Here is an 18,489-nt window from a genome sequence, read left to right as displayed (position 1 = left end):
GAGGGTCACCACATTATTTTCTGGATCCTCGGCGGGCCAACCGACCTGGACAACCTGACCCTCCTCTGTGAACGCCACCACCGTCTTGTCCATTGCGGTGGTTGGGAAGTGCGGATGGGTGGTGACGGGAGACCGGACTTCATCCCGCCTGCCCATCTTGATCCGCTTCGAAGACCGAGGCGTAACACCATGCACGTGTAACAGAATATCCCGTACCAGGGCTCGTGAGTGTCGCGACCGGATCATCCGGCCGCGACACTGACGAGCCCTGACTGCATTCCCGGCACACCAGCAACTCGCCGTCGAGTTGCGAACGCGCCGCAGCACTACTGACTCCGTCCCCCGATACGAATGGGACAGGGCGCGGCGAGCTTGAGTGGTCACATCGGCACCGGTGTCACCACTGCGTGACGGGAGTGGCGCTCGGATCCGTACCACGCGCCCGCTCCGCCCCGGTCCTTGCTTCAGTAGATGGAAGCTCGGGCACTATGGCACGCCTGAACCCTCGGGCTTGTCCTGCCAATCGGTGGTCCAGAACTTGCTACAGTCGTTCGAGTTCATCCGCCCGACGCAGATCCTTGGGACGTCCGACCGCGCGGCGCATGCGAATCAAGTCAGCTCGACACAGGTAGTGGACCTCGAACCCATCCGGGTCGGCGGTAGTGTGCGCACGGTTCAGGAAGTCCCGGACGGCCAGTTTGCCCCACGGCAGCGCCGGAGTGCAGCAATCGCCGCTCACCCGATCAGACTCGAACTGGACTTTGGGTAGTAGGAACGCATCCGGGCTCGTCGGGACGGGAACGCCGTCATCGTCGATCAGTCTGCTGCCCACGGCAACGAATGCGGCAGCCAGAGCCTCGGCTTGGGCTTGATCGCCATCCCAGAGCAGGTCCAGGTCTCCGGTCAGCTCGGCGGATCCGTGCAGGATTCCGGCCACCTGTCCTATCACGACAACGCGGGCGCCGGCCGAGTGCAACGCCCTCAGGATCGGAAATGGATCGAATCCCCGCGCACTGAGGTGATCTCACCAAGATCGGGTCAGCTTGGGCCGGGTGACGCTGGATCCGGGTGGCGGCAGGGGATCCGGTGTAAAGACGGACGTGGAGTCCCTGGTAGAAGAACGCTCGCCAAAGTGATCTTCGCCCGAAGGACTCCACGTGATCGCCTATCGTGCCATGCTCGACGTGCCACGCGCACTCGCCCAGTACCTCAGCCAGCTCCTCAACGCCGAGCGTCGCGCGCGAGGTACCCGACGCCGCAGCCGCGCGTTGACCTGCTTTCAGCACGCGGTGTTCGGATTGCGCTGGTTTCGGGAAGGCCGGGACGTGCCCGCACTGGCACGGGACTGCGGTATCTCGCGGGCGACCGGTTACCGCTATCTGGACGAGGTCATCGAGGTGCTCGCCAACCAAGCCCCGGACCTGCACGAAGCGTTGCAGCGCGCCAAAGACGACGGGCTGACACACCTGATCCTGGACGGCAAACTGTTCACCTGCGATCGGCTCGGCGAGCAGGCCACCAGCGTCAAGGGCGAGCAGATCGACGCCTGGTACTCCGGCAAACACCGCGAACAGGGCGGAAACGTCCAGGCGCTGATGGAACCCGACGGGTTCCCACTCTGGTGCTCCGAGGTCGAGCCGGGCTCAACTCACGACATCACCGCGGCCCGAGAACATGTACTCGGCGCCTTGTACTGGGCCTATTCCCATCTGGACCTGCCCACGCTGGCTGACGGCGGCTACACCGGCACCGGGATCGGTGTGCACACACCGATCAAACAACCCGCCGGTAGCCAAGTGTTGGATGTAGACAACCGCACCTACAACGCCCTGCTCCGAGGATTGCGCTGCCTCGGTGAACGCGCCTTCGCGCTCCTCATCGGCCGCTGGCGAGCACTCCGCCACATCACCACCAGCCCCCGCAGGATCGGCACCATCGTCAAAGCCGCACTCGTACTCACCCATTTCGAACACGGCCGCCTGAACTGAAAGTTGATGAGATCACCTCAATCAGGACTCCTCATTGCCGACCGGGTCGATCCCAACAGCTTCGCCGATAAGGTCATTAAAATGGAAGCTCGCATCGTAAACCTGCTGCCGAACTGGTTCTGGATAGAGTTCTGCCGCCCCCTGAGTTGCGATCACGAGATCAACCATCACGTTGACAGCCAGTCTCGGAATACAGTCTTCAGACTGCCATTGAACCGCACATTCAGAGAGAACAGAAGTCAAGGCATCATACAAATTACTTTGAAACCCGTCGTTCATACGCAGAGCGACCAGGAAATCTCCCGACGCTTGAGCCAAGCGCTGTTCAACACTGTCGACCATCATATCTGCCCTATCCATGTAATAGCGTCCGGTGACACGAAGCCAACCAGCAACACTTCACTGTCCGTGCCGATGGTGCCGGCGCTTTCGTCGGCGTCGCCGTGGGTGCGGCCAGTGGCCGGCCGATCGCGCGTCAGCTCACCAGTACGCCGTACCGCGTCACGCAACAGCTCCAAGGGCATTATCGGCGCAGCACCAGGATGTCGGCCGGGAATCGGGGATCGATTTCGTAATGGGTGTCGTACTGGCTGCTGAAGCCCACCACCCGCACCAGCTGCCCGGCCGCGAGACCGGACAGGGTGATGTCGGTCTGGGTGTTGACGTAGATGGTGACCTCGCCCGAACCGTCGTTGACGAAGAACTTGTAGCCATACGGCAGATCCGACGCTGGCGCTTGGGTGATGGTGGCGACCACCCACACCAGTTTGCCCTCCGACGACTCGTTGACCGACCCGGTCAGCCTCGGTGTCGGCAGCGCAGGCAGCCACGTGCCGTGGGTGACGACCTTGGACAGGTCGCTGGGTACCACAGCAAGCAGGCCGACGCTGTCGGTCAGTGTGCCGGTGACCCGCACGAGGGTGCGCGGAGCGATATGCGGGTTGGTCGGCAGACTCACGTAGATCCCGCCGGTGAAGTCTTGGAGGCCGAAACCGTCGTCTCGGCTGGACTCGAAGGCGCCCGATGGTGTCGTCGCTGTGCCATCGACGGTGACGACGGTGCCGAGCGGCAGGGCGCGGGCCTGAGCCATCGACACGACGTGGTGGGGCGCCGGGGCCGCCGCCGCGGGCAACGCGAGCGTGCCGGAAGCGAGCACCAACAGGACAACCGAAGCGAAACGCCGCCACGAGGACATGCGGTTCCTTTCCACGCCGTGGGTAGATTCCCTTGCGCGCGAAAGAATAGCCGGGGCGTGGGCCGCCGCGCAGCTACTTCCAGCGGAAGTGGACGAAGACTCGGCCGAAGTTGTCGGAGTCCTTTTCGACGCGGTGGTAGAGGGCTTTGATCTCCTTCTGCGCGAGGAACCGCAGGACGCGTTTCTTCAGCTGGCCGGAGCCCTTGCCGGGGATGATCTCGACCAGCGGTGCCTTTTTCGCGACGGCTTCGTCGATGATTCCGCGCAGAGCCTTGTCGATGTCGCCGCTGCGGTTGTAGATGTCGTGCAGGTCGAGTTTGAGCTTCATCGCCGGTCCCCGATCAGCCGAGTGTCTGCCACCAGCCGTCGACCGCGGGTGGGTCGTCGACGTCGACGCGTTCGCCGGGGCGGGGGATGGCGAGGGAGACATCCTGCGCCTTCGCTTCGCGCCAGACCCGGTCGGCCGGTTCGGTCCAGGGGTGCAGGGCCAGGTTGAACGTCGCCCAGTGCACCGGGACCAGCAGCTTCGCCCGGAGGTCGACGGCGGTCGCAACGCCTTCTTCGGGGGTCATGTGGATGTCCGGCCAGGCCGGGTCGTACGCGCCGATCTGGATCAGTGCCGCGTCGAACGGGCCGTGCTCGGCGCCGATAGCGGCATAACCGTCGAAATAGCCCGAGTCGCCGCTGTAGAACACGCGCCGGGTGGGGCCTGCGACGACCCACGAGGTCCACAGCGTGTCGTTGCGGGTCAGCGTGCGGCCGGAGAAGTGCTGGGCGGGCGACGCCGTCAGCCGCAGCCCTGCGACGTCGGCGTGCTCGCCCCAGTCGAGCTCGATGATGCGCGCGGCCGGCACGTGCCAGCGTTCGAGGTGCGCGCCGATGCCCAGCGGCACGAGGAACGGCGCGGTCTGGGTGCGGACGAGGTCGAGCACGGTGGCCCGGTCGAGGTGGTCGTAGTGGTCGTGGGAGATCACGATCGCGTCGACCTGCGGCAGCGAGCCGAGTGAGACCGGCGGTTCGTGCAGCCGCCGCGGTCCGGCGAACTGGGCGGGCGACACCCGTTCGCTCCACACCGGATCGCACAGCACCTGGGCGCCGTCGAGTTCGATCAGCGCCGAAGCATGCCCGTACCAGGTGATGTGCAGCCCGGCCGAGTCGTTATCGGTCGGCGTGACCAGCGGGATCGGTCCCGACGGCCGCCGCAGTTTCCGGTTCTCCCCGAAGAGCATCTCCCGGGCGAGCCTGCGGTAGTTGACGCCTTCCGCCAACACCGGTGGCGCGGCGTTGCGGAAGACCCCGTCGGCGTACTGGGGCGAGTTGCGCATGCGTTCCGCACGCGCCCCGGTGGCTCGTTCGCCGAGCTCCGCGGGAACATCGCGGAGCGCCCAGGCCGTACCGGCTGCGGCCAGCCCGAGCGCCACCGCGAGTTTTCTCTTCGACATGGTTTCGAAACTACGCGTTTTCCCGGATCGGCGCCCCGACGTGGTTCAGGTGTTGCAGCGCCTGCCTCCACGACTCGATGAGGCCCGTGGTCAGGTAGGACACGCCGAGTTCGGCACAGTACGCCTCGACGAGTGGTTGCGCGCGGCGCAGGTACGCCGACGGCATGCTCGGGAACAGGTGGTGTTCGATCTGGTAGTTCAGACCGCCCATGGCGTTGTCGATCAGCCAGTTGCCGTTGACGTTGCGCGAGGTCAGGACCTGACGGCGGAGGAAGTCGGGCCGGTCGTCGCCGGCCAGCGTCGGCATGCCCTTGTGGTTCGGCGCGAAAATCGAGCCCATGTAGATGCCCCAGAGGCACTGGTGGACCAGGATGAAGACGATCGCCTTCCCGGGGGACAGCACCAGGAAGACCGCGGTGAGGTAGGCGGCGACGTGGACGACCAGCGTGGCGCCTTCGATCCAGCGGTTCTTCAACGACGGGCTGAACAGCGCGCGGAAGCCGGACACGTGCAGGTTGAAACCTTCGAGGGTGAGCAGCGGGAAGAACAGGTAGCCCTGCCACCGGCCGATGAAACGGGGGATTCCCCTGGACGCCTTGGCCTGGCCGTCGGTCCAGACGAGCACGTCGGGGTTGAGGTCGGGGTCGAGGTCCTCGTGGTTGGGGTTGGCGTGGTGGCGGGTGTGCTTGTCCATCCACCAGCCGTAGGACATCCCGATGCCGAGGTTTCCGGCGATCCAGCCGGCCAACTGGCTCGGGCGACGGGTGCGGAACACCTGGCGGTGCGCCAGGTCATGGGAGACGAGCGCGATCTGGGCGAACATCACGGCAAGGAACGCCGCGATGGGCAGTTGCCACCAGGAATCGCCGATCAGGAAAAACGCGGCCCAGGCAGCGGCGAAGAGAACGGCGATGATGCCGATCCTCGCCACATAATAGCCCGGCCGCCGGGCCATCAGGCCGGCGCTGGTGATCTCACGGCACAGCCGGGCGAAGTCGCTGCCGGTCGCCGCTGGAGGCGCCGGTTGGACGATATTGTCTGTGGTCACACGTGAGAGTGTGGACAGTCTCCCGATCGTGCACAATCAGGGGCACCCCAGTTCTCAGGGTGGGGCCTGCCCCCGGTGACACACCGTCACGCTCTCGAGCCTCACTCGGACGTGGTGTCGAGGGCTACTGGCAGCTCCCTCAAGCGGGCCAGATGCTCGTGTGGCCGTCCGAAAAGCTGTGAGCTTCCGTGTGCCCTTTTGAGGTATCGGTGCGCCGGGTGATCCCAGGTGATCCCGACCCCGCCGTGCAGCTGGATCATCTCGGCCGCGACCTGTTCGAGGGCTTCGGAACAGTGGACTTTCGCCACCGTGGCGGCCCTTTCCGAGTCCGGCGCGGCATACGCGGCCGAGCGCGCGGTCTCCACCAGGATGTGGAGGTTGGCCATGCGGTGTTTCAGTGCTTGGAAGCCGCCGATCGGCCGGCCGAACTGGTGCCGCTGCTTGGTGTGTTCGACGGTGATCTCGAGGGCTCGCGCGGCGGCTCCGGCCTGCTCGGCGGCGAGGACCGCGCAGGCGCCATTGCGTACTCTCCGCAATGCTACGGAAAAGTCACTCTCACCCAACTGCCGGGCCTGAGCACCGTCGAATTCGACGGTCGCCAGCCGCCGAGTCTGGTCCAGACCAACTTTGGAAGTGCGGCGGACCCCGGTCGATGTGACGTCCACCTCATACAGGCCCAGTCGGCCTGGGCTTTTCGCGATGACAAGCAGGATTTCGGCTCGGTCGCCGTCGAGAACGTAGTGCGCGTGCCCGGTCACCCGGTCATCCGACGTGGCTCGAAGGGGGACGTCCTCAGTGGGCCAGCCGCCTTCCTGTCCGCACCAGGCCAGCGCGCCGATTGTGCCTTTCACCAGGAGTGGCAGTAGTCGCGCGCAAGCCTCGTCCTCGCCGGAGGCGAGGATCGCTTGAGTGGTGACGATCGCCGAACCCAGAAACGGCACCGGACTCAGCACCCGGCCGAGTTCCTCGGCGACGATCTGAGCCTCCCTCAAGCCCGTGCCGAGGCCGCCGAACCTTTCCGGTACGCCGAGGCCGGCGACGCCGATTTGCTCGCACAGGGGCGCCCACGGCGCGGATTCGCGGCTGAGCAGCGCGCGTACCGCGGCACGCAGTGCCTCTTGCTCCTCGGTGAACGTCACGGTGCCACCGCGCGCAGCACCCGTGCCCGGTGGAACGACGGCGTCCCCCAAGCCCCGGCCAGTGCGCGAATCCTGGTCAGCCGCAGGCCCAGTGGGTATTCCGCGGTGTAACCGAGGGCGCCGTGGACCTGCAGGCCGGTGCGTGCGGCCAGCGTCGACGCGCGGTTCGCGGCGACCTTTGCGGCGGACACGTCACGACTGTCCAACGTGATCGCTGCCGCATACAGGAGCGGCGTGGCGAAGTCCAGGCTTGTCACGACATCCGCGAGCAGATGTTTGACCGCCTGGTAGTGCCCTATCTCTTTTCCGTACTGGCGTCGCTGTTTTGCATAGGACACCGATGTATTCAGTAGCCAGCGACCGGCTCCGAGTTGCACAGCCGCCGTCGTCAGCGCACCCAGGTTCAACGCCCGCGCCACGTCCGGTTCACCTGGCCGTCGCTCGCCCAGGGTCGTTTCGAAGAGCCGTCGGGCCGCGTCCACGGAGTCCAGTCGGCGGATCGGTGTGAAGGTGTGAAGGCCGTCGGTCTCGAGGGAAATCCGAATGTCGGCGACGTCGGCATCGAGCGCGTAGGGGACGTGGGGAGCCGCGACGATCGATGCCAGCGTCTCGCCCTCGGCGACCGCGACGAGGTCGTCGTCCTGGATCAGCGACGGCAGGACCGCCACGGTGTCGACCCATGGACCAGGGACGGCGTGGTACCCCAACTGCTCGAAGACGACCACCAGATCGGTTGTTTCGGCGTCCAGGCCGGCGAACTTCTCGGGCACGCCGAGTGCCGTGACGCCCAGCCCGGCGAGGCTTCGCCAAATCTCCAACCCGGCTTCCGGTTTGCCCTCGGCCCAAAGCCGATTCGCGGTCGCCGTGTCCGCATCGGACAGCAGTGCGGTGATACTGGCGGCGAAATCTTTCTGCTCAGCGGAAAGCGCGAACTTCATCGGTCACCCCTGGGCAGGCCCAGCAGTCGTTCGGCGACGATGTCGCGCTGGATCTGGTCGGTGCCGCCGTAAATCGGACCGGCGAGCGAGAACAGCCAGCCGTCCGTCCACTTCGGATCGATTTCGGCCGTCGCTCCGAGGAGGTCCAACGCCGTTTCGTGCAAGGCGACGTCGAGATGTGACCAGAAGAGCTTGTTGACACTGGACTCCGGACCGAGCTGACGGCCCTGCGCCAGGTCGGTCACCGTGCCGTAGGTGTAGAGCTGGTAGGCGCGGGCGTCGATCCACGCGTCGGCGACGGCGTCGGAAAACGCCGGGTCGCGAGTTTTGGCCCACAACGTGACAAGCCTGTCGGCGGCGGCGAGAAACCGGCCTGGGCTCCGCAACGACAGGCCGCGTTCGTTGCCGGCCGTGGTCATCGCGACCCGCCAGCCTTGGTGGACTTCGCCGACGACGTCGTCGGCCGGAACGAACACGTCGTCGAGGAAGATCTCCGCGAAACCGGGTTCGCCATCAAGTTGGGCAATCGGCCGGACGCTTACGCCGGGTGCGTGCAGGTCGAACAGGAAGTACGTCAGACCGTGATGCCGTGCGCTGTCCGGGTCGCTCCGGAACAGACCGAAAGCCTTGTCCGCGAACGCGGCCCGCGAGCTCCATGTCTTCTGCCCGGACAGCAACCAGCCATTGCCCGTGGGCGTGGCTCGGCTTCGAACCGAGGCGATATCGCTGCCCGCGTCAGGTTCCGACCAGGCCTGAGCCCAGATTTCCTCGCCTCGCGCCATTTTTGGCAGGATGCGACGTCGTTGGGCCTCGCTGCCATGGGCGAACAGGGTCGGCGCCAGCATGAAGATACCGTTCTGGCCGACCCGTCCCGGCGCACCTGCCGCGTAGTACTCCTCCTCGAACACCAACCAGTCCAGCAGGCTCACGTCCCGGCCGCCGAATTCCTCCGGCCACGAAACCACCGACCATCGGTCGTCGGCAAGTTTCGCTTCCCAGCCGCGGTGCTGGGCGAATCCGGATTCGGTGTCGAACGACGCCAGCGGCTCGTCCGGAACGTTGTCCGCCAACCACGTTCGTGCCTCCGCGCGAAAAAGCGCTGTACGCTCATCGAAGTCGAGGTCCATCAGCGGGTGTCCCGCATCGAGCGCGCGTTCTGGCCGCCGAGGGAATCGCCACCGGACACCTCGGCGTTGTGCGCGTGCGCGAGGTGGTGCAGGCCGAACACCGAGTCCATTCCGGACCGCAGGCCCATCAGATCCTCGGCCTGGTTGACCGCTTTCTTGGCCAGCGCCAGGCCGAACCGTGGCATGGCGGCGATCTTCCCGGCCAGTGCCAGCGTTTCCGATTCCAGGTCCGCGCGGGGGACGACCCGGTTGAGCATTCCCCATTCCTTTGCCTGGTGCGCGGTGAACCTTTCACCGGTGAAGAGGATTTCTTTGGCCACCCGCGGACCGAGGACCCACGGATGAGCGAAGTACTCGACCCCGGGAATGCCCATCCGCACCACGGGGTCGGCGAAAAACGCGTCGTCGGCGGCGACGATCAGATCGCACACCCAGGCCAGCATCAGCCCACCCGCGATGCACGCGCCCTGCACGGCGGCGATGGTCGGTTTCGGGATCTCCCGCCACCGGCGGCACATGCCGAGATAGACCTCGGCCTCGCGGGCGAACCGCGCGTCGCCGCCTTCGGCACCCACATGATCCCACCACAGCAGGGACTTGCGATCGAAGGAGACGTCCACGTCTCGCTCCGGAGACCCGATGTCGTGTCCGGCGGAGAAATGCTCGCCCGCGCCGGCCAGCGCAATCACGTTGACCTCGTCGTCGTCGACCGCTCGGGTGAATGCGGCGTCCAAGGCATAGGTCATCGCCGAATTCTGCGCGTTGCGGTACTGGGGACGGTTCATCGTGACCATGGCGACCGGCCCGCGCCGCTCGTAGCGGACTTCGTTCATCGGAACTCCTCCCGCAGGATTCGTTTGACCACCTTGCCCGAAGGGTTCCTCGGCAACGCGTCACGTAACTCGACTGATCTGGGCAGTTTGTAGTTCGCCAGGTTCTGCTTGCAGTGCGCGAGGATGTCCTCAACGGACAGTCGTGAACCTGCTCGCAGGACGACGTATGCCTTGCCGACCTCACCGAGGCGCTCGTCCGGAACACCGATCACCGCAGACTCGGCGACCCCGTCGAGAGTGGCGAGTGTCTGCTCGACCTCCGCCGGGTAGACGTTGAACCCGCCGCAGATGTACATGTCCTTCAATCGGTCGGTGATCGTGAGGTAGCCGTGCTCGTCGAGTACGCCGACGTCACCGGTGTGCAGCCAGCCGTGCTCGTCGATCGCCTCGGCTGTCGCACTGGGATCGTCGAGGTAGCCGAGCATGACGTTCGGCCCGCGCAGGAGGACTTCCTCGCGCTCGCCAATAGCGACTTCGAACCCGGAAGCTGCTCGTCCACAGGTGCGGGCGACCGTCTCGACGTCGTCGTCCGCGCGGCACATCGTCGCGACCACGGCTTCGGTCAGGCCGTACGCCGTCAGCACGGTGTCGAAGCCGAGTTGCGTATACAGGCTGTCGACCAGGCTTACCGGCACGGTCGCGGCGCCGGTGACCGCGAGCCGCAGGCTGGACAGGTCGCATGCCGCGCGGGCCGGATGGTCGAGCAGCATGCGGTAGACGGCCGGTGCACCCGGCAGCACGGTGATGCGCTCGGATTCGATCAGCCGCAGGGTTTCTTCGGCGTCGAACACGGCTTGCGGGACCAAAGTGGACCCGCGCAGGAGCGCCGCCAAGATGCCCGCTTTGTAGCCGAAACTGTGGAAGAACGGGTTGAGGACCAGATAGCGGTCGGTCTCGGTGAGCTCGGCGCAGTCCGCCCAGGCTTCGGCGACTCCGAGCGACTGGCGGTGACAGCTCATCGCGCCCTTGCTGCGACCGGTCGTGCCCGAGGTGAACAGGATGTCGCAGACGTCGTCCGCGTGTACCTCAGGGATTGTCGCGGTGCGCCCACGGATATCCCACGCGGCCGAACGGCTTGCGAGAGGAATGCGCACAGTGATCGGAGGTGATGGCCTACTCGCTTCAGCGAGTCTGTCGACGCCGAGGAATTCGTCCGCGACGAGGAACGCCTTGGCCTGGCACCGGTCGAGAATGTCCCGGATCTCCGGATCGGTGAACCGCGTACTGACCGGCACGAGCGTCGCCCCGGCGCTCAGGGCGCCGAGTGCGGCGACGACCCAGTGCCACGTGTTGGGCGAGCACAGCGCCACCCGGTCTCCGGGTTGGAGTCCTTCGGAGCTGAGGAATCGCGCGAAGTCCAGTGTCCGGGAATGGAGTTCGGCGTAGGTGAACCGGGTTTTGCCGTCCACCACCGCTTCGCGCTCGCCGAACCGTTCGGCCGCGCGAGCCAGCGCGGCCGGAACCGTCTGCGGTGAACTCGCCAAGATCCCTCCCGTGGGATCGCACGAACCTAGCAAGTGCTTGGTAGGGTAGCCTACGCACGACGTCCCCGTTTGACCAGACGTTTGACCAGAGGAGCCGCCGTGGTCGACACCGAGTTCAGGCAGCGGGTTCGCCGATGGCTCGAGGAGAACCTCATCGGCGAGTTCACTACGCTGCGTGGCCTCGGCGGTCCCGGCCGCGAGCACGAGGCGTTCGCTGAGCGCGTCGCCTGGGAGCGGCACCTCGCTGCCGCCGGGTTCTCCTGCCTCGGCTGGCCACCGGAGTACGGCGGCGAGTCGCTGGAACGGCAGGTGATCTTTCATGAGGAGTACGCGCGTTCGGGCGCTCCGGCGAAGGTGGGCCACATCGGCCAGGAGCTGCTCGGGCCGACGTTGATCGCGTTCGGCACACCGGAGCAGCAACGGCGGTTCCTGCCGCCGATCGCCGCGGTGGAGGAGCTGTGGTGCCAGGGCTATTCCGAGCCCGGTGCCGGATCCGACCTCGCGGCGGTGTCGACCAAGGCCGTGCTCGACGGCGACGAGTGGGTGGTCACCGGCCAGAAGCTGTGGACGTCGCTGGCGCATGTCGCGGACTGGTGTTTCGTCTTGGCTCGCACCGAATCGGGGTCGACACGGCATCGCGGGCTGTCGTTTCTGCTGGTGCCGATGCGGCAGCCCGGGGTCGACGTCCGCCCGATTCGCCAGCTGACCGGCACTTCCGAGTTCAACGAGGTGTTCTTCGACGGCGCGAGGACCGGCCGCGCGATGGTCGTCGGCGAGCCCGGTGACGGCTGGCGCGTCGCGATGGGCACGTTGGCGTTCGAGCGCGGAGTCGCCACACTCGGCCAGCAGGTCGGCTTCCGGCGGGAACTGCAGGCGTTGACCGAACTCGCCGAGTCGGACGGTTCCGCGCGTGACCCCGTGATCGCCGAAGGGCTCGCGCGGGCGTGGGTGGGACTCGACGTCATGCGCGCGCACGCGCTGCGGACGTTGGGGTCGCGGGAACCCGGTGTCGCCGAGGTGTCCAAAGTGGTCTGGTCGAGGTGGCATCGCTCACTGGGAGAGCTGGCCATGCGCATCCGCGGCGCCGCGTCGATGGTCGAGGAGGACGGGCCGGACGAGTGGCAGCGGTTGTTCCTGTTCAGCCGCGCGGACACGATCTACGGCGGCTCGACGGAAATCCAGCTCAACATCATCGCCGAACGTGTGCTCGGGCTGCCAAAGGAGGCGAGGCCGTGATCGTTGTCCCGGACTACCCGCGCGGGCACGACCTGCTACGGGACAAAGTGGTCGTCGTGACGGCTGCCGCGGGTACGGGTATCGGGTCGGCGGCGGCGAAACGGTGTCAGGAAGAGGGTGCGCAGGTCGTCCTCAGCGACTGGCACGAGCGGCGGCTCGCTGAGAAGGCCGATGAGCTGGGTCTGCCCGCCATCGCTTGTGATGTCACCCGGGAGGACCACGTTCAGGCACTGATCGCTGGGACCGTAGCCCGGTTCGGCCGGATCGACGTCCTGATCAACAACGCCGGTCTCGGCGGCACGAAGTCCGTTGTGGACATGACCGACGACGAGTGGACGCGGGTCATCGACGTCACGTTGAATGGCACTTTCCGCGCGACCCGCGCCGCGATCCGGCAGTTCATCGCTCAGGGCGGCGGTGGGGCGATCGTGAACAACGCGTCGGTGCTCGGCTGGCGGGCGCAGGCTGGGCAGGCGCACTATGCGGCGGCGAAGGCGGGCGTGATGGCGTTGACGCGGTGCGCGGCCGTCGACGTCGCCGAGCACGGGATCAGGGTCAACGCCGTCGCCCCCAGCCTCGCGATGCACCCGTTCCTGGCGAAGGTCACCAGCGACGAGCTGCTCGCCGAGCTGACCGCGCGCGAGGTGTCGGGGAGGGCGGCCGAACCGTGGGAAGTGGCGAATGTGATGGTGTTCCTCGCCAGCGAGTACGCGTCGTACCTGACCGGCGAAGTCGTGTCCGTGAGTTCCCAGCATGCGTGAGGTAGCGATGAAGACGTCCACCGGCTCCCGGCGAGCGGAACTGCTGGCGCTGGCGGCGAGTCTGTTCGCCGAGCGCGGCTATGTCTCGACGACCGTGCGGGACATCGCCGACGCCGCGGGCATCCTGTCCGGCAGCCTGTACCACCATTTCGACTCGAAGGAGTCGATGGCCGAAGAGATCCTCACCGGGTTCCTGGACGAGCTTTTCGGTACCTACGCCGAGATCCTCGCGGCCGGCCAGAGTCCACGGGAGACGCTGGAAGCCGTGGTCGCGGCGTCGTTCGAGTCGATCCACCGGCGTCCGGCCGAGGTCGCGATCTACCAGAGCGAGGCCAAGCACCTCATGCAGCTGCCGCGGTTCGCCTACCTCAACGACCGCAACGCCGAGTTCCGCGCACTGTGGAACGGGATTCTGACCGACGGCGTCACAGCCGGCGTCTTCCGCGCGGATCTCGACATCGAGCTGGTGTACCGGTTCATCCGCGACACCGTGTGGGTGGCGGTGCGCTGGTACAACCCCGACGGCGCATTGTCGGCCGAGGCCGTCGCGGAGCAGTACCTCGGCATCTTGCTGGACGGTATCGCGACGAAGAGGCGGCCCGCGAAGAGAAGGTAGGACACATGGCGGAGGCGTACATCATCGACGCGGTCCGGACGCCGGTCGGCCGGCGCGGTGGGGCGCTGAGCGCCGTCCACCCCGCGGACCTCGGCGCGCACGTGATCAAGGCGGTCCTCGAGCGGGCCGGCGTCGACCCGGCGCTGGTGGACGACGTCGTCTTCGGCTGCACGGACACGTTGGGGCCGCAGTCGGGCAACATTGCGCGGACGGCGTGGCTGGCGGCGGGGTTCCCGCACCACGTGCCGGGGGTGACCGTCGACAGGCAGTGCGGGTCGAGCCAGCAGGCTGTCCATTTCGCCGCGCAGGCGGTGCTCTCCGGGACGATGGACCTCGTGCTCGCCGGCGGCGTGCAGAACATGAGTGCCATCCCGATCGGCGCCGCGATGCTCGCCGGGCGGGAGTACGGCTTCGACGGCCCGTTCAGCGGTTCGAAAGGATGGCAGGAGCGGTACGGCAATGGTGAGGTCTCACAGTTCCGCAGTGCGGACATGATTGCCGATCACTGGGACATCTCGCGCGAGACAATGGAAGAGTTCGCGCTACGCAGCCATATCCGCGCTATTGTCGCGATGGACGAAGGTCGCTTCGACGCCGAAACCGTGCCGTTCGGGGATTTCCGTCACGACGAGGGGCCGCGACGGGAGACGAGCCTCGGGCAGATGGCCCGGTTGAAGCCGTTGAGCGAGGGATCGAGACTGACCGCCGCCGTGGCAAGTCAGATTTCCGACGGCGCCAGCGCGGTGTTGCTGGCGTCCGAAGCCTTTGTCGCCGCGCACGGGCTGGTGCCGCGTGCTCGTGTGCACCACCTGTCCGTGCGCGCGGCTGATCCGGTGTGGATGCTGACCGGGCCGATCCCGGCCACAGCCCACGCCCTGCGCGCGACCGGACTGTCCATCGGCGACATCGACCTGTTCGAGGTCAACGAGGCGTTCGCGTGCGTGGTGCTGGCGTGGCTGGAGGAGACCGGCGCCGACCCCGAGCGCGTCAACGTCAATGGCGGCGCGATCGCGCTGGGCCATCCGATCGGCGCGACCGGCACCAAGCTCCTGACGACCTTGCTGCACGAACTGGAGCGCCGCGGCGGCCGGTACGGCCTGCTGACCACCTGCCAGGGCGGCGGCACCGCCAACGTCACCGTCATCGAACGTCTCTCGTGAGTGTTCCGGCGCGTTAGAACCGGCCGCGACACTCACCAGATTTTACCAAAGCGCGACTTTGGTGTGCGGCGCTCCGGGCCGTGGTGAGGGATGCTGTGGCCTCGAAGATCGACTGCCGAGGAGGCTTCGTGCGTGCCTACCACTGGATACCGGTACTTCCCGCTCTCGCGCTGATCGTCATGCCGTTCCTGCCGTTCGTGAACTCCGACGGCCTGTGGCTGGGCCTGCCGAGGATGCTCGTGTGGGGCGCGTTCTGGTGCATCATGGTCACCCCGGCCCTGCTCATCAGCGAGCGCATGATGGCGCGCCGGGGTGAGGACCAATGACCACGATCGGCGTCTTCACCTTCGGCGGGATCCTGCTGATCGGCGTGCTCGGTTTCGTCGGCCGCCGCAAACCGGCCGCGGACCTCGCGGAATGGACCCTCGGCGGCCGCCGGTTCGGCGCGGTGACCATGTGGTTCCTGCAGGCCGGCGAGGTGTTCACCACCTTCACCTTCCTCGGCATGGCAGGGCTCGCGTTCAGCGGCGGCGTGGCGGCGATGTACGCGCTGCCGTATGTCCCGATCGGTTACATCATCTTGTTTTTCCTGGCCAAACGCATTTGGACGATGGGCCGGGACCGCGGCTATCTCACCCAGGGCGACTTCATCGAGGACCGCTATTCGAGCAAGGCGCTCGGCACACTGGCAGCGGTCCTCGGCGTGCTGTTCGTCCTGCCGTACCTGCAGCTCCAGATCACCGGGCTCGGGCTGATCGTCCGGCTGATCACCGGCAACGCCGCGTCCGGCACGCTGAGCATGGTGATCGGCTCCGCGCTGGTGGTGGCGTTCGTGCTCTGGGCCGGCCTGCGCGGGGTCGCGACGACGTCGTACTTCAAGGACGCGATCATGCTCGTCGTCCTGGTGGTGCTGATCGTCGCCATCCCGACGCACGTGGCAGGCGGGGTGTCGTCGGTCTTCGAGAAGATCAACCAGCTGCACCCCGAGAAGCTGATCGTCCACGCCGGCGTCAACGACCACACCTGGTTCATCACCAGCATGGTCGTCAGCGCGCTCGGGATCGGGTTCATGACGCTCCCGCACAGCTGGCCCGCGCTGATGTCCGCGCGCGATCCCAAAGTCCTGCGCCGGAACTACACCTGGATGCCGCTGTACGAACTGTGCCTGCTGATGCCGATGATCGTCGGTTTCGCGGCGATCCTGGTGATAAAAAAGGGCACGGACTCGAACGGCGTCCTGCTCACCCTGAGCAAGGACGCATTGCCGCCGTGGGCCGCCGGGCTGGTCGTGGTCGCCGCTGTCGCCACCGCGATGGTGCCGGCCGCCGGGATCCTGATCGGCATCTCCTCGCTGGTCGCGCGCAACATCGTGCGGGTCGACGCGGGTCGCAAGCAGTTCTGGGTCAACCACGGCACTGTCGTCGTCGCGTGCACGCTGGCGTTGATGCTCGGGATCTACCGGCCCGACCTGCTGGCGAACCTGTTGCTGCTCACCTACAGCGGTTCCGTGCAGCTCGCCCCGGCGAACGCGCTGGGCTTCCTGAACCGGGTGCCGGTGGGCAAGGTGCCGGTGCTGCTGGGGCTGATCGTGGGCGAGATCGTCGTCATCTGGCTGACCTTCGTCGACAAGACCCTGGTCGGGACGGTGAACGTCGGCCTGGTCGGACTCGGGCTGAACCTGGTCGTCCTGGCCGTGGCTACTCTCGTGGAAAGGAGCGTCGGACGGGCACCTGTAGCGTCGGACAAGACGGGAGAATTCGTATGACACGCACGGTTTTCACCGGTGGACTGGTGTTCGACGGCACTGGGAGCGACCTCGCCCCCGCCGACGTCGCCATCGCCGACGGCCGCATTGTGGACGTCGGCCCCGGCCTCGACGGTGACGAGGCTGTCGACTGCACCGGCAAGACCCTGCTGCCCGGGCTGTTCGACTGCCACGTGCACGTCACGGTGTCCCAGCTGAGCCTGGTCAGCCGGGTCCAGACGCCGTTTTCGTACCAGTTCTACGAAGCCGCGCGGAACCTCAAACGCACGCTGGACCTGGGCATCACGACCGTGCGCGACGCCGCCGGCGCGGACCTCGGTATCAAGCAGGCCGTCGACGACGGGTTGATCCCCGGGCCGAGGCTGCAGATCTCGGTCGGCCTGATCAGCCAGACCGGCGGACACGGTGACGGCTGGAACCCGTCCGGGCACTGTGTCCCGCTCTCGGTCGAGCATCCGGGCCGTCCGAGCGGGCTGGCCGACGGTCCCGACGAGATGCGGCGGGTCGCGCGGACCCTACTGCGAGCCGGGGCCGATGTGCTCAAGGTGTGCACCACCGGGGGTGTGCTGTCCCCGCGCGACGACCCGAGGCACTCGCAGTTCACCCCGGCCGAGCTCGACGTCCTCGTCGCCGAGGCGGCCATGCAGGGCAAGTACGTGATGGCGCACGCGCAGGGCGTCGAAGGCATCAAGAACGCCGTGCGCGCCGGCATCCGGTCGATCGAGCACGGCATCTACCTCGATGACGAGGCGATCGAGATGATGCTGGAGCGCGGCACCTGGCTGGTGCCGACGCTGGTCGCGCCGGTGAACGTGATCCGCGCGGTCGACGCGGGCGCGGACCTGCCGGATGCGATCGTCCGCAAGGCCAGGGAGGTCGTCGACATCCACCGCGAGGCCATCCGGCGCGCGATCGAAGCCGGGGTGCGGATCGCGATGGGCACGGACAGCGGGGTCGGCCCGCACGGGACGAACCTCGAGGAACTCGCGTTGATGGAAGGCTGCGGGATGAGCCCGGCCGCCGTCCTCGAAGCCACGACCGCGTCGGCCGCGCAGCTTCTCGGCCTCGACAGCGAACTCGGCCGGATCGCGCCCGGCCTGCGCGCGGACCTCGTCGTCGTCGAAGGCGACGCCTACGACCTGCCGGCTCTCGGCGGCAACATCCGCCAGGTCTGGAAGGACGGCGTGCTGGCGGTGGGGTAGCGGCGGCGTTCCCTCGGGGCCACCCTTGCGGCGTTGAACGCCACGGGGGTGGTGGCCCCGAGGGGTCTCTAGTTCGTGCCCGCGGCCGCCAGGAGGCCCGGGACCTGCATGACGTCGCCCGAGGGATAGCGCAACCTGAAGGCGCCGCAGTACTTCTCGCTCGTTCAGAGTTCGGGGGTCCGACCCCAGGCGGCGATCGCGGTCTTGTTGCAGGAGATCAGGGTGCCGTCCTTTTCCAGGACGTAGATGCCGACCTCGATGTCGTCGACGGCCGCCTGGTCACCCAGCAGTCCTCCGGGCACAAGGTGTCCGTCGGTGACGTCACCCTGAAAGGTGAGGTTCTCCAGGTCTCCCGCGGCGATTTGTTCCTTGATTCCCATGATGATCCCTTCGAGTAAAACGTTGGGGTGGGCTGCTGATCGAAGATCCAGTGCGAAGCTAACGCCAGGGATGCGGGTCGTCAACGTCGTGTTTATCCGCAGTGGCAACGCTTTTTCGGCCGAAGTGACACGTGGTTACGTGACCGTTCGGAATGTCGTCTTTGGTGCTTCCGTT

The 18,489-nt window shown here is 66.7% G+C and carries 21 protein-coding genes; 9 read left to right on the top strand and 12 right to left on the bottom strand.

Features of this window, described 5'->3' with window-relative positions:
* Positions 1-201, top strand: a 201-nt coding sequence (locus JWQ81_RS19805; protein ID WP_297543629.1) for an HNH endonuclease signature motif containing protein, incomplete at its 5' end; no start/stop codon positions are given.
* A gap of 340 nt (positions 202-541) precedes the next feature.
* On the opposite strand, the gene JWQ81_RS19800 is transcribed toward JWQ81_RS19805, so the two are convergent.
* Complete coding sequence (locus tag JWQ81_RS19800) at positions 542-937, bottom strand: hypothetical protein (RefSeq protein ID WP_297543628.1); 396 nt, start codon at positions 935-937, stop codon at positions 542-544.
* 220 nt (positions 938-1,157) lie between these two features.
* On the opposite strand from JWQ81_RS19800, the gene JWQ81_RS19795 reads away from it, so the two are divergent.
* Complete coding sequence (locus tag JWQ81_RS19795; RefSeq protein ID WP_297543627.1) at positions 1,158-1,988, top strand: transposase family protein; 831 nt, start codon at positions 1,158-1,160, stop codon at positions 1,986-1,988.
* Positions 1,989-2,009: 21 nt separating this feature from the next.
* On the opposite strand, the gene JWQ81_RS19790 is transcribed toward JWQ81_RS19795, so the two are convergent.
* The 10 genes from JWQ81_RS19790 to JWQ81_RS19745 all read right to left on the bottom strand — a co-directional run bounded on the left by JWQ81_RS19790 (position 2,010) and on the right by JWQ81_RS19745 (position 11,194).
* Positions 2,010-2,333, bottom strand: coding sequence for a hypothetical protein (locus tag JWQ81_RS19790; protein ID WP_297543626.1), 324 nt, complete (start codon positions 2,331-2,333; stop codon positions 2,010-2,012).
* A 178-nt stretch (positions 2,334-2,511) separates the two neighbouring features.
* Complete coding sequence (locus JWQ81_RS19785) at positions 2,512-3,183, bottom strand: hypothetical protein (RefSeq protein WP_297543625.1); 672 nt, start codon at positions 3,181-3,183, stop codon at positions 2,512-2,514.
* A 73-nt stretch (positions 3,184-3,256) separates the two neighbouring features.
* Positions 3,257-3,511 carry a Smr/MutS family protein gene (locus JWQ81_RS19780; protein WP_297543624.1) on the bottom strand — a complete coding sequence of 85 codons (255 nt, stop codon included), beginning with the start codon at positions 3,509-3,511 and terminating at the stop codon, positions 3,257-3,259.
* Between the two features lie 13 nt (positions 3,512-3,524).
* Complete coding sequence (locus tag JWQ81_RS19775) at positions 3,525-4,625, bottom strand: MBL fold metallo-hydrolase (protein ID WP_297543623.1); 1,101 nt, start codon at positions 4,623-4,625, stop codon at positions 3,525-3,527.
* Positions 4,626-4,635: 10 nt separating this feature from the next.
* Complete coding sequence (locus tag JWQ81_RS19770) at positions 4,636-5,580, bottom strand: acyl-CoA desaturase (protein ID WP_297543641.1); 945 nt, start codon at positions 5,578-5,580, stop codon at positions 4,636-4,638.
* A gap of 194 nt (positions 5,581-5,774) precedes the next feature.
* Positions 5,775-6,812 (bottom strand): acyl-CoA dehydrogenase family protein, encoded by a 1,038-nt coding sequence (locus tag JWQ81_RS19765; RefSeq protein WP_297543622.1) that lies wholly within the window; start codon positions 6,810-6,812, stop codon positions 5,775-5,777.
* Positions 6,809-7,750 carry an acyl-CoA dehydrogenase family protein gene (locus tag JWQ81_RS19760; protein ID WP_297543621.1) on the bottom strand — a complete coding sequence of 314 codons (942 nt, stop codon included), beginning with the start codon at positions 7,748-7,750 and terminating at the stop codon, positions 6,809-6,811. Before JWQ81_RS19760 ends, JWQ81_RS19765 begins: the two co-directional genes overlap by 4 nt.
* On the bottom strand, positions 7,747-8,877 hold the full coding sequence (locus tag JWQ81_RS19755; RefSeq protein ID WP_297543620.1) for an acyl-CoA dehydrogenase family protein: 1,131 nt from the start codon (positions 8,875-8,877) through the stop codon (positions 7,747-7,749). The genes JWQ81_RS19760 and JWQ81_RS19755 overlap by 4 nt, the downstream gene beginning before the upstream one ends.
* The gene (locus tag JWQ81_RS19750; protein WP_297543619.1) at positions 8,877-9,710 is read right to left on the bottom strand and encodes an enoyl-CoA hydratase; all 834 of its coding nucleotides are present in this window, start codon (positions 9,708-9,710) and stop codon (positions 8,877-8,879) included. Before JWQ81_RS19750 ends, JWQ81_RS19755 begins: the two co-directional genes overlap by 1 nt.
* Positions 9,707-11,194: a FadD3 family acyl-CoA ligase gene (locus tag JWQ81_RS19745; RefSeq protein WP_297543617.1), complete on the bottom strand. Its 1,488-nt coding sequence runs from the start codon at positions 11,192-11,194 to the stop codon at positions 9,707-9,709. The genes JWQ81_RS19750 and JWQ81_RS19745 overlap by 4 nt, the downstream gene beginning before the upstream one ends.
* 99 nt (positions 11,195-11,293) lie before the next feature.
* Here JWQ81_RS19745 and JWQ81_RS19740 point away from each other — a divergent pair, with 99 nt between their 5' ends.
* From JWQ81_RS19740 to JWQ81_RS19710, 7 genes are all read left to right on the top strand, one after another.
* Complete coding sequence (locus tag JWQ81_RS19740) at positions 11,294-12,430, top strand: acyl-CoA dehydrogenase family protein (RefSeq protein WP_297543615.1); 1,137 nt, start codon at positions 11,294-11,296, stop codon at positions 12,428-12,430.
* On the top strand, positions 12,427-13,191 hold the full coding sequence (locus tag JWQ81_RS19735; protein ID WP_297543613.1) for an SDR family oxidoreductase: 765 nt from the start codon (positions 12,427-12,429) through the stop codon (positions 13,189-13,191). Before JWQ81_RS19740 ends, JWQ81_RS19735 begins: the two co-directional genes overlap by 4 nt.
* 7 nt (positions 13,192-13,198) lie before the next feature.
* A complete protein-coding gene (locus JWQ81_RS19730) occupies positions 13,199-13,807 on the top strand; it encodes a TetR/AcrR family transcriptional regulator (RefSeq protein WP_297543639.1) in 609 nt (202 codons plus the stop codon).
* Positions 13,808-13,812: 5 nt separating this feature from the next.
* Complete coding sequence (locus tag JWQ81_RS19725; RefSeq protein WP_297543612.1) at positions 13,813-14,967, top strand: acetyl-CoA C-acetyltransferase; 1,155 nt, start codon at positions 13,813-13,815, stop codon at positions 14,965-14,967.
* Between the two features lie 128 nt (positions 14,968-15,095).
* On the top strand, positions 15,096-15,293 hold the full coding sequence (locus JWQ81_RS19720; RefSeq protein ID WP_297543610.1) for a hypothetical protein: 198 nt from the start codon (positions 15,096-15,098) through the stop codon (positions 15,291-15,293).
* Positions 15,290-16,732 (top strand): sodium:solute symporter, encoded by a 1,443-nt coding sequence (locus JWQ81_RS19715; RefSeq protein WP_297543608.1) that lies wholly within the window; start codon positions 15,290-15,292, stop codon positions 16,730-16,732. Before JWQ81_RS19720 ends, JWQ81_RS19715 begins: the two co-directional genes overlap by 4 nt.
* Positions 16,729-17,934 carry an amidohydrolase family protein gene (locus JWQ81_RS19710; RefSeq protein WP_297543607.1) on the top strand — a complete coding sequence of 402 codons (1,206 nt, stop codon included), beginning with the start codon at positions 16,729-16,731 and terminating at the stop codon, positions 17,932-17,934. Before JWQ81_RS19715 ends, JWQ81_RS19710 begins: the two co-directional genes overlap by 4 nt.
* Before the next feature lie 164 nt (positions 17,935-18,098).
* On the opposite strand, the gene JWQ81_RS19705 is transcribed toward JWQ81_RS19710, so the two are convergent.
* Complete coding sequence (locus JWQ81_RS19705) at positions 18,099-18,314, bottom strand: hypothetical protein (protein WP_297543605.1); 216 nt, start codon at positions 18,312-18,314, stop codon at positions 18,099-18,101.
* Positions 18,315-18,489 lie beyond the last annotated feature (175 nt).

The organism is Amycolatopsis sp. (genome assembly GCF_025464955.1).
GTDB lineage: Bacteria > Actinomycetota > Actinomycetes > Mycobacteriales > Pseudonocardiaceae > Amycolatopsis.
The sequence above is the reverse complement of the archived record's forward strand: the minus strand, read 5'-3'. Positions and strand labels throughout refer to the sequence as shown.

What these genes read in the sequence shown, in the direction of transcription:
- JWQ81_RS19790 (WP_297543626.1), bottom strand. Translation starts at nt 2,333, where the DNA reads ATGATGGTCGACAGTGTTGAACAGCGCTTGGCTCAAGCGTCGGGAGAT.
- JWQ81_RS19785 (WP_297543625.1), bottom strand. Translation starts at nt 3,183, where the DNA reads ATGTCCTCGTGGCGGCGTTTCGCTTCGGTTGTCCTGTTGGTGCTCGCT.
- JWQ81_RS19780 (WP_297543624.1), bottom strand. Translation starts at nt 3,511, where the DNA reads ATGAAGCTCAAACTCGACCTGCACGACATCTACAACCGCAGCGGCGAC.
- JWQ81_RS19775 (WP_297543623.1), bottom strand. Translation starts at nt 4,625, where the DNA reads ATGTCGAAGAGAAAACTCGCGGTGGCGCTCGGGCTGGCCGCAGCCGGT.
- JWQ81_RS19770 (WP_297543641.1), bottom strand. Translation starts at nt 5,580, where the DNA reads ATGGCCCGGCGGCCGGGCTATTATGTGGCGAGGATCGGCATCATCGCC.
- JWQ81_RS19760 (WP_297543621.1), bottom strand. Translation starts at nt 7,750, where the DNA reads ATGAAGTTCGCGCTTTCCGCTGAGCAGAAAGATTTCGCCGCCAGTATC.
- JWQ81_RS19755 (WP_297543620.1), bottom strand. Translation starts at nt 8,877, where the DNA reads ATGGACCTCGACTTCGATGAGCGTACAGCGCTTTTTCGCGCGGAGGCA.
- JWQ81_RS19750 (WP_297543619.1), bottom strand. Translation starts at nt 9,710, where the DNA reads ATGAACGAAGTCCGCTACGAGCGGCGCGGGCCGGTCGCCATGGTCACG.
- JWQ81_RS19730 (WP_297543639.1), top strand. Translation starts at nt 13,199, where the DNA reads ATGAAGACGTCCACCGGCTCCCGGCGAGCGGAACTGCTGGCGCTGGCG.
- JWQ81_RS19725 (WP_297543612.1), top strand. Translation starts at nt 13,813, where the DNA reads ATGGCGGAGGCGTACATCATCGACGCGGTCCGGACGCCGGTCGGCCGG.
- JWQ81_RS19715 (WP_297543608.1), top strand. Translation starts at nt 15,290, where the DNA reads ATGACCACGATCGGCGTCTTCACCTTCGGCGGGATCCTGCTGATCGGC.
- JWQ81_RS19710 (WP_297543607.1), top strand. Translation starts at nt 16,729, where the DNA reads ATGACACGCACGGTTTTCACCGGTGGACTGGTGTTCGACGGCACTGGG.
- JWQ81_RS19705 (WP_297543605.1), bottom strand. Translation starts at nt 18,314, where the DNA reads ATGGGAATCAAGGAACAAATCGCCGCGGGAGACCTGGAGAACCTCACC.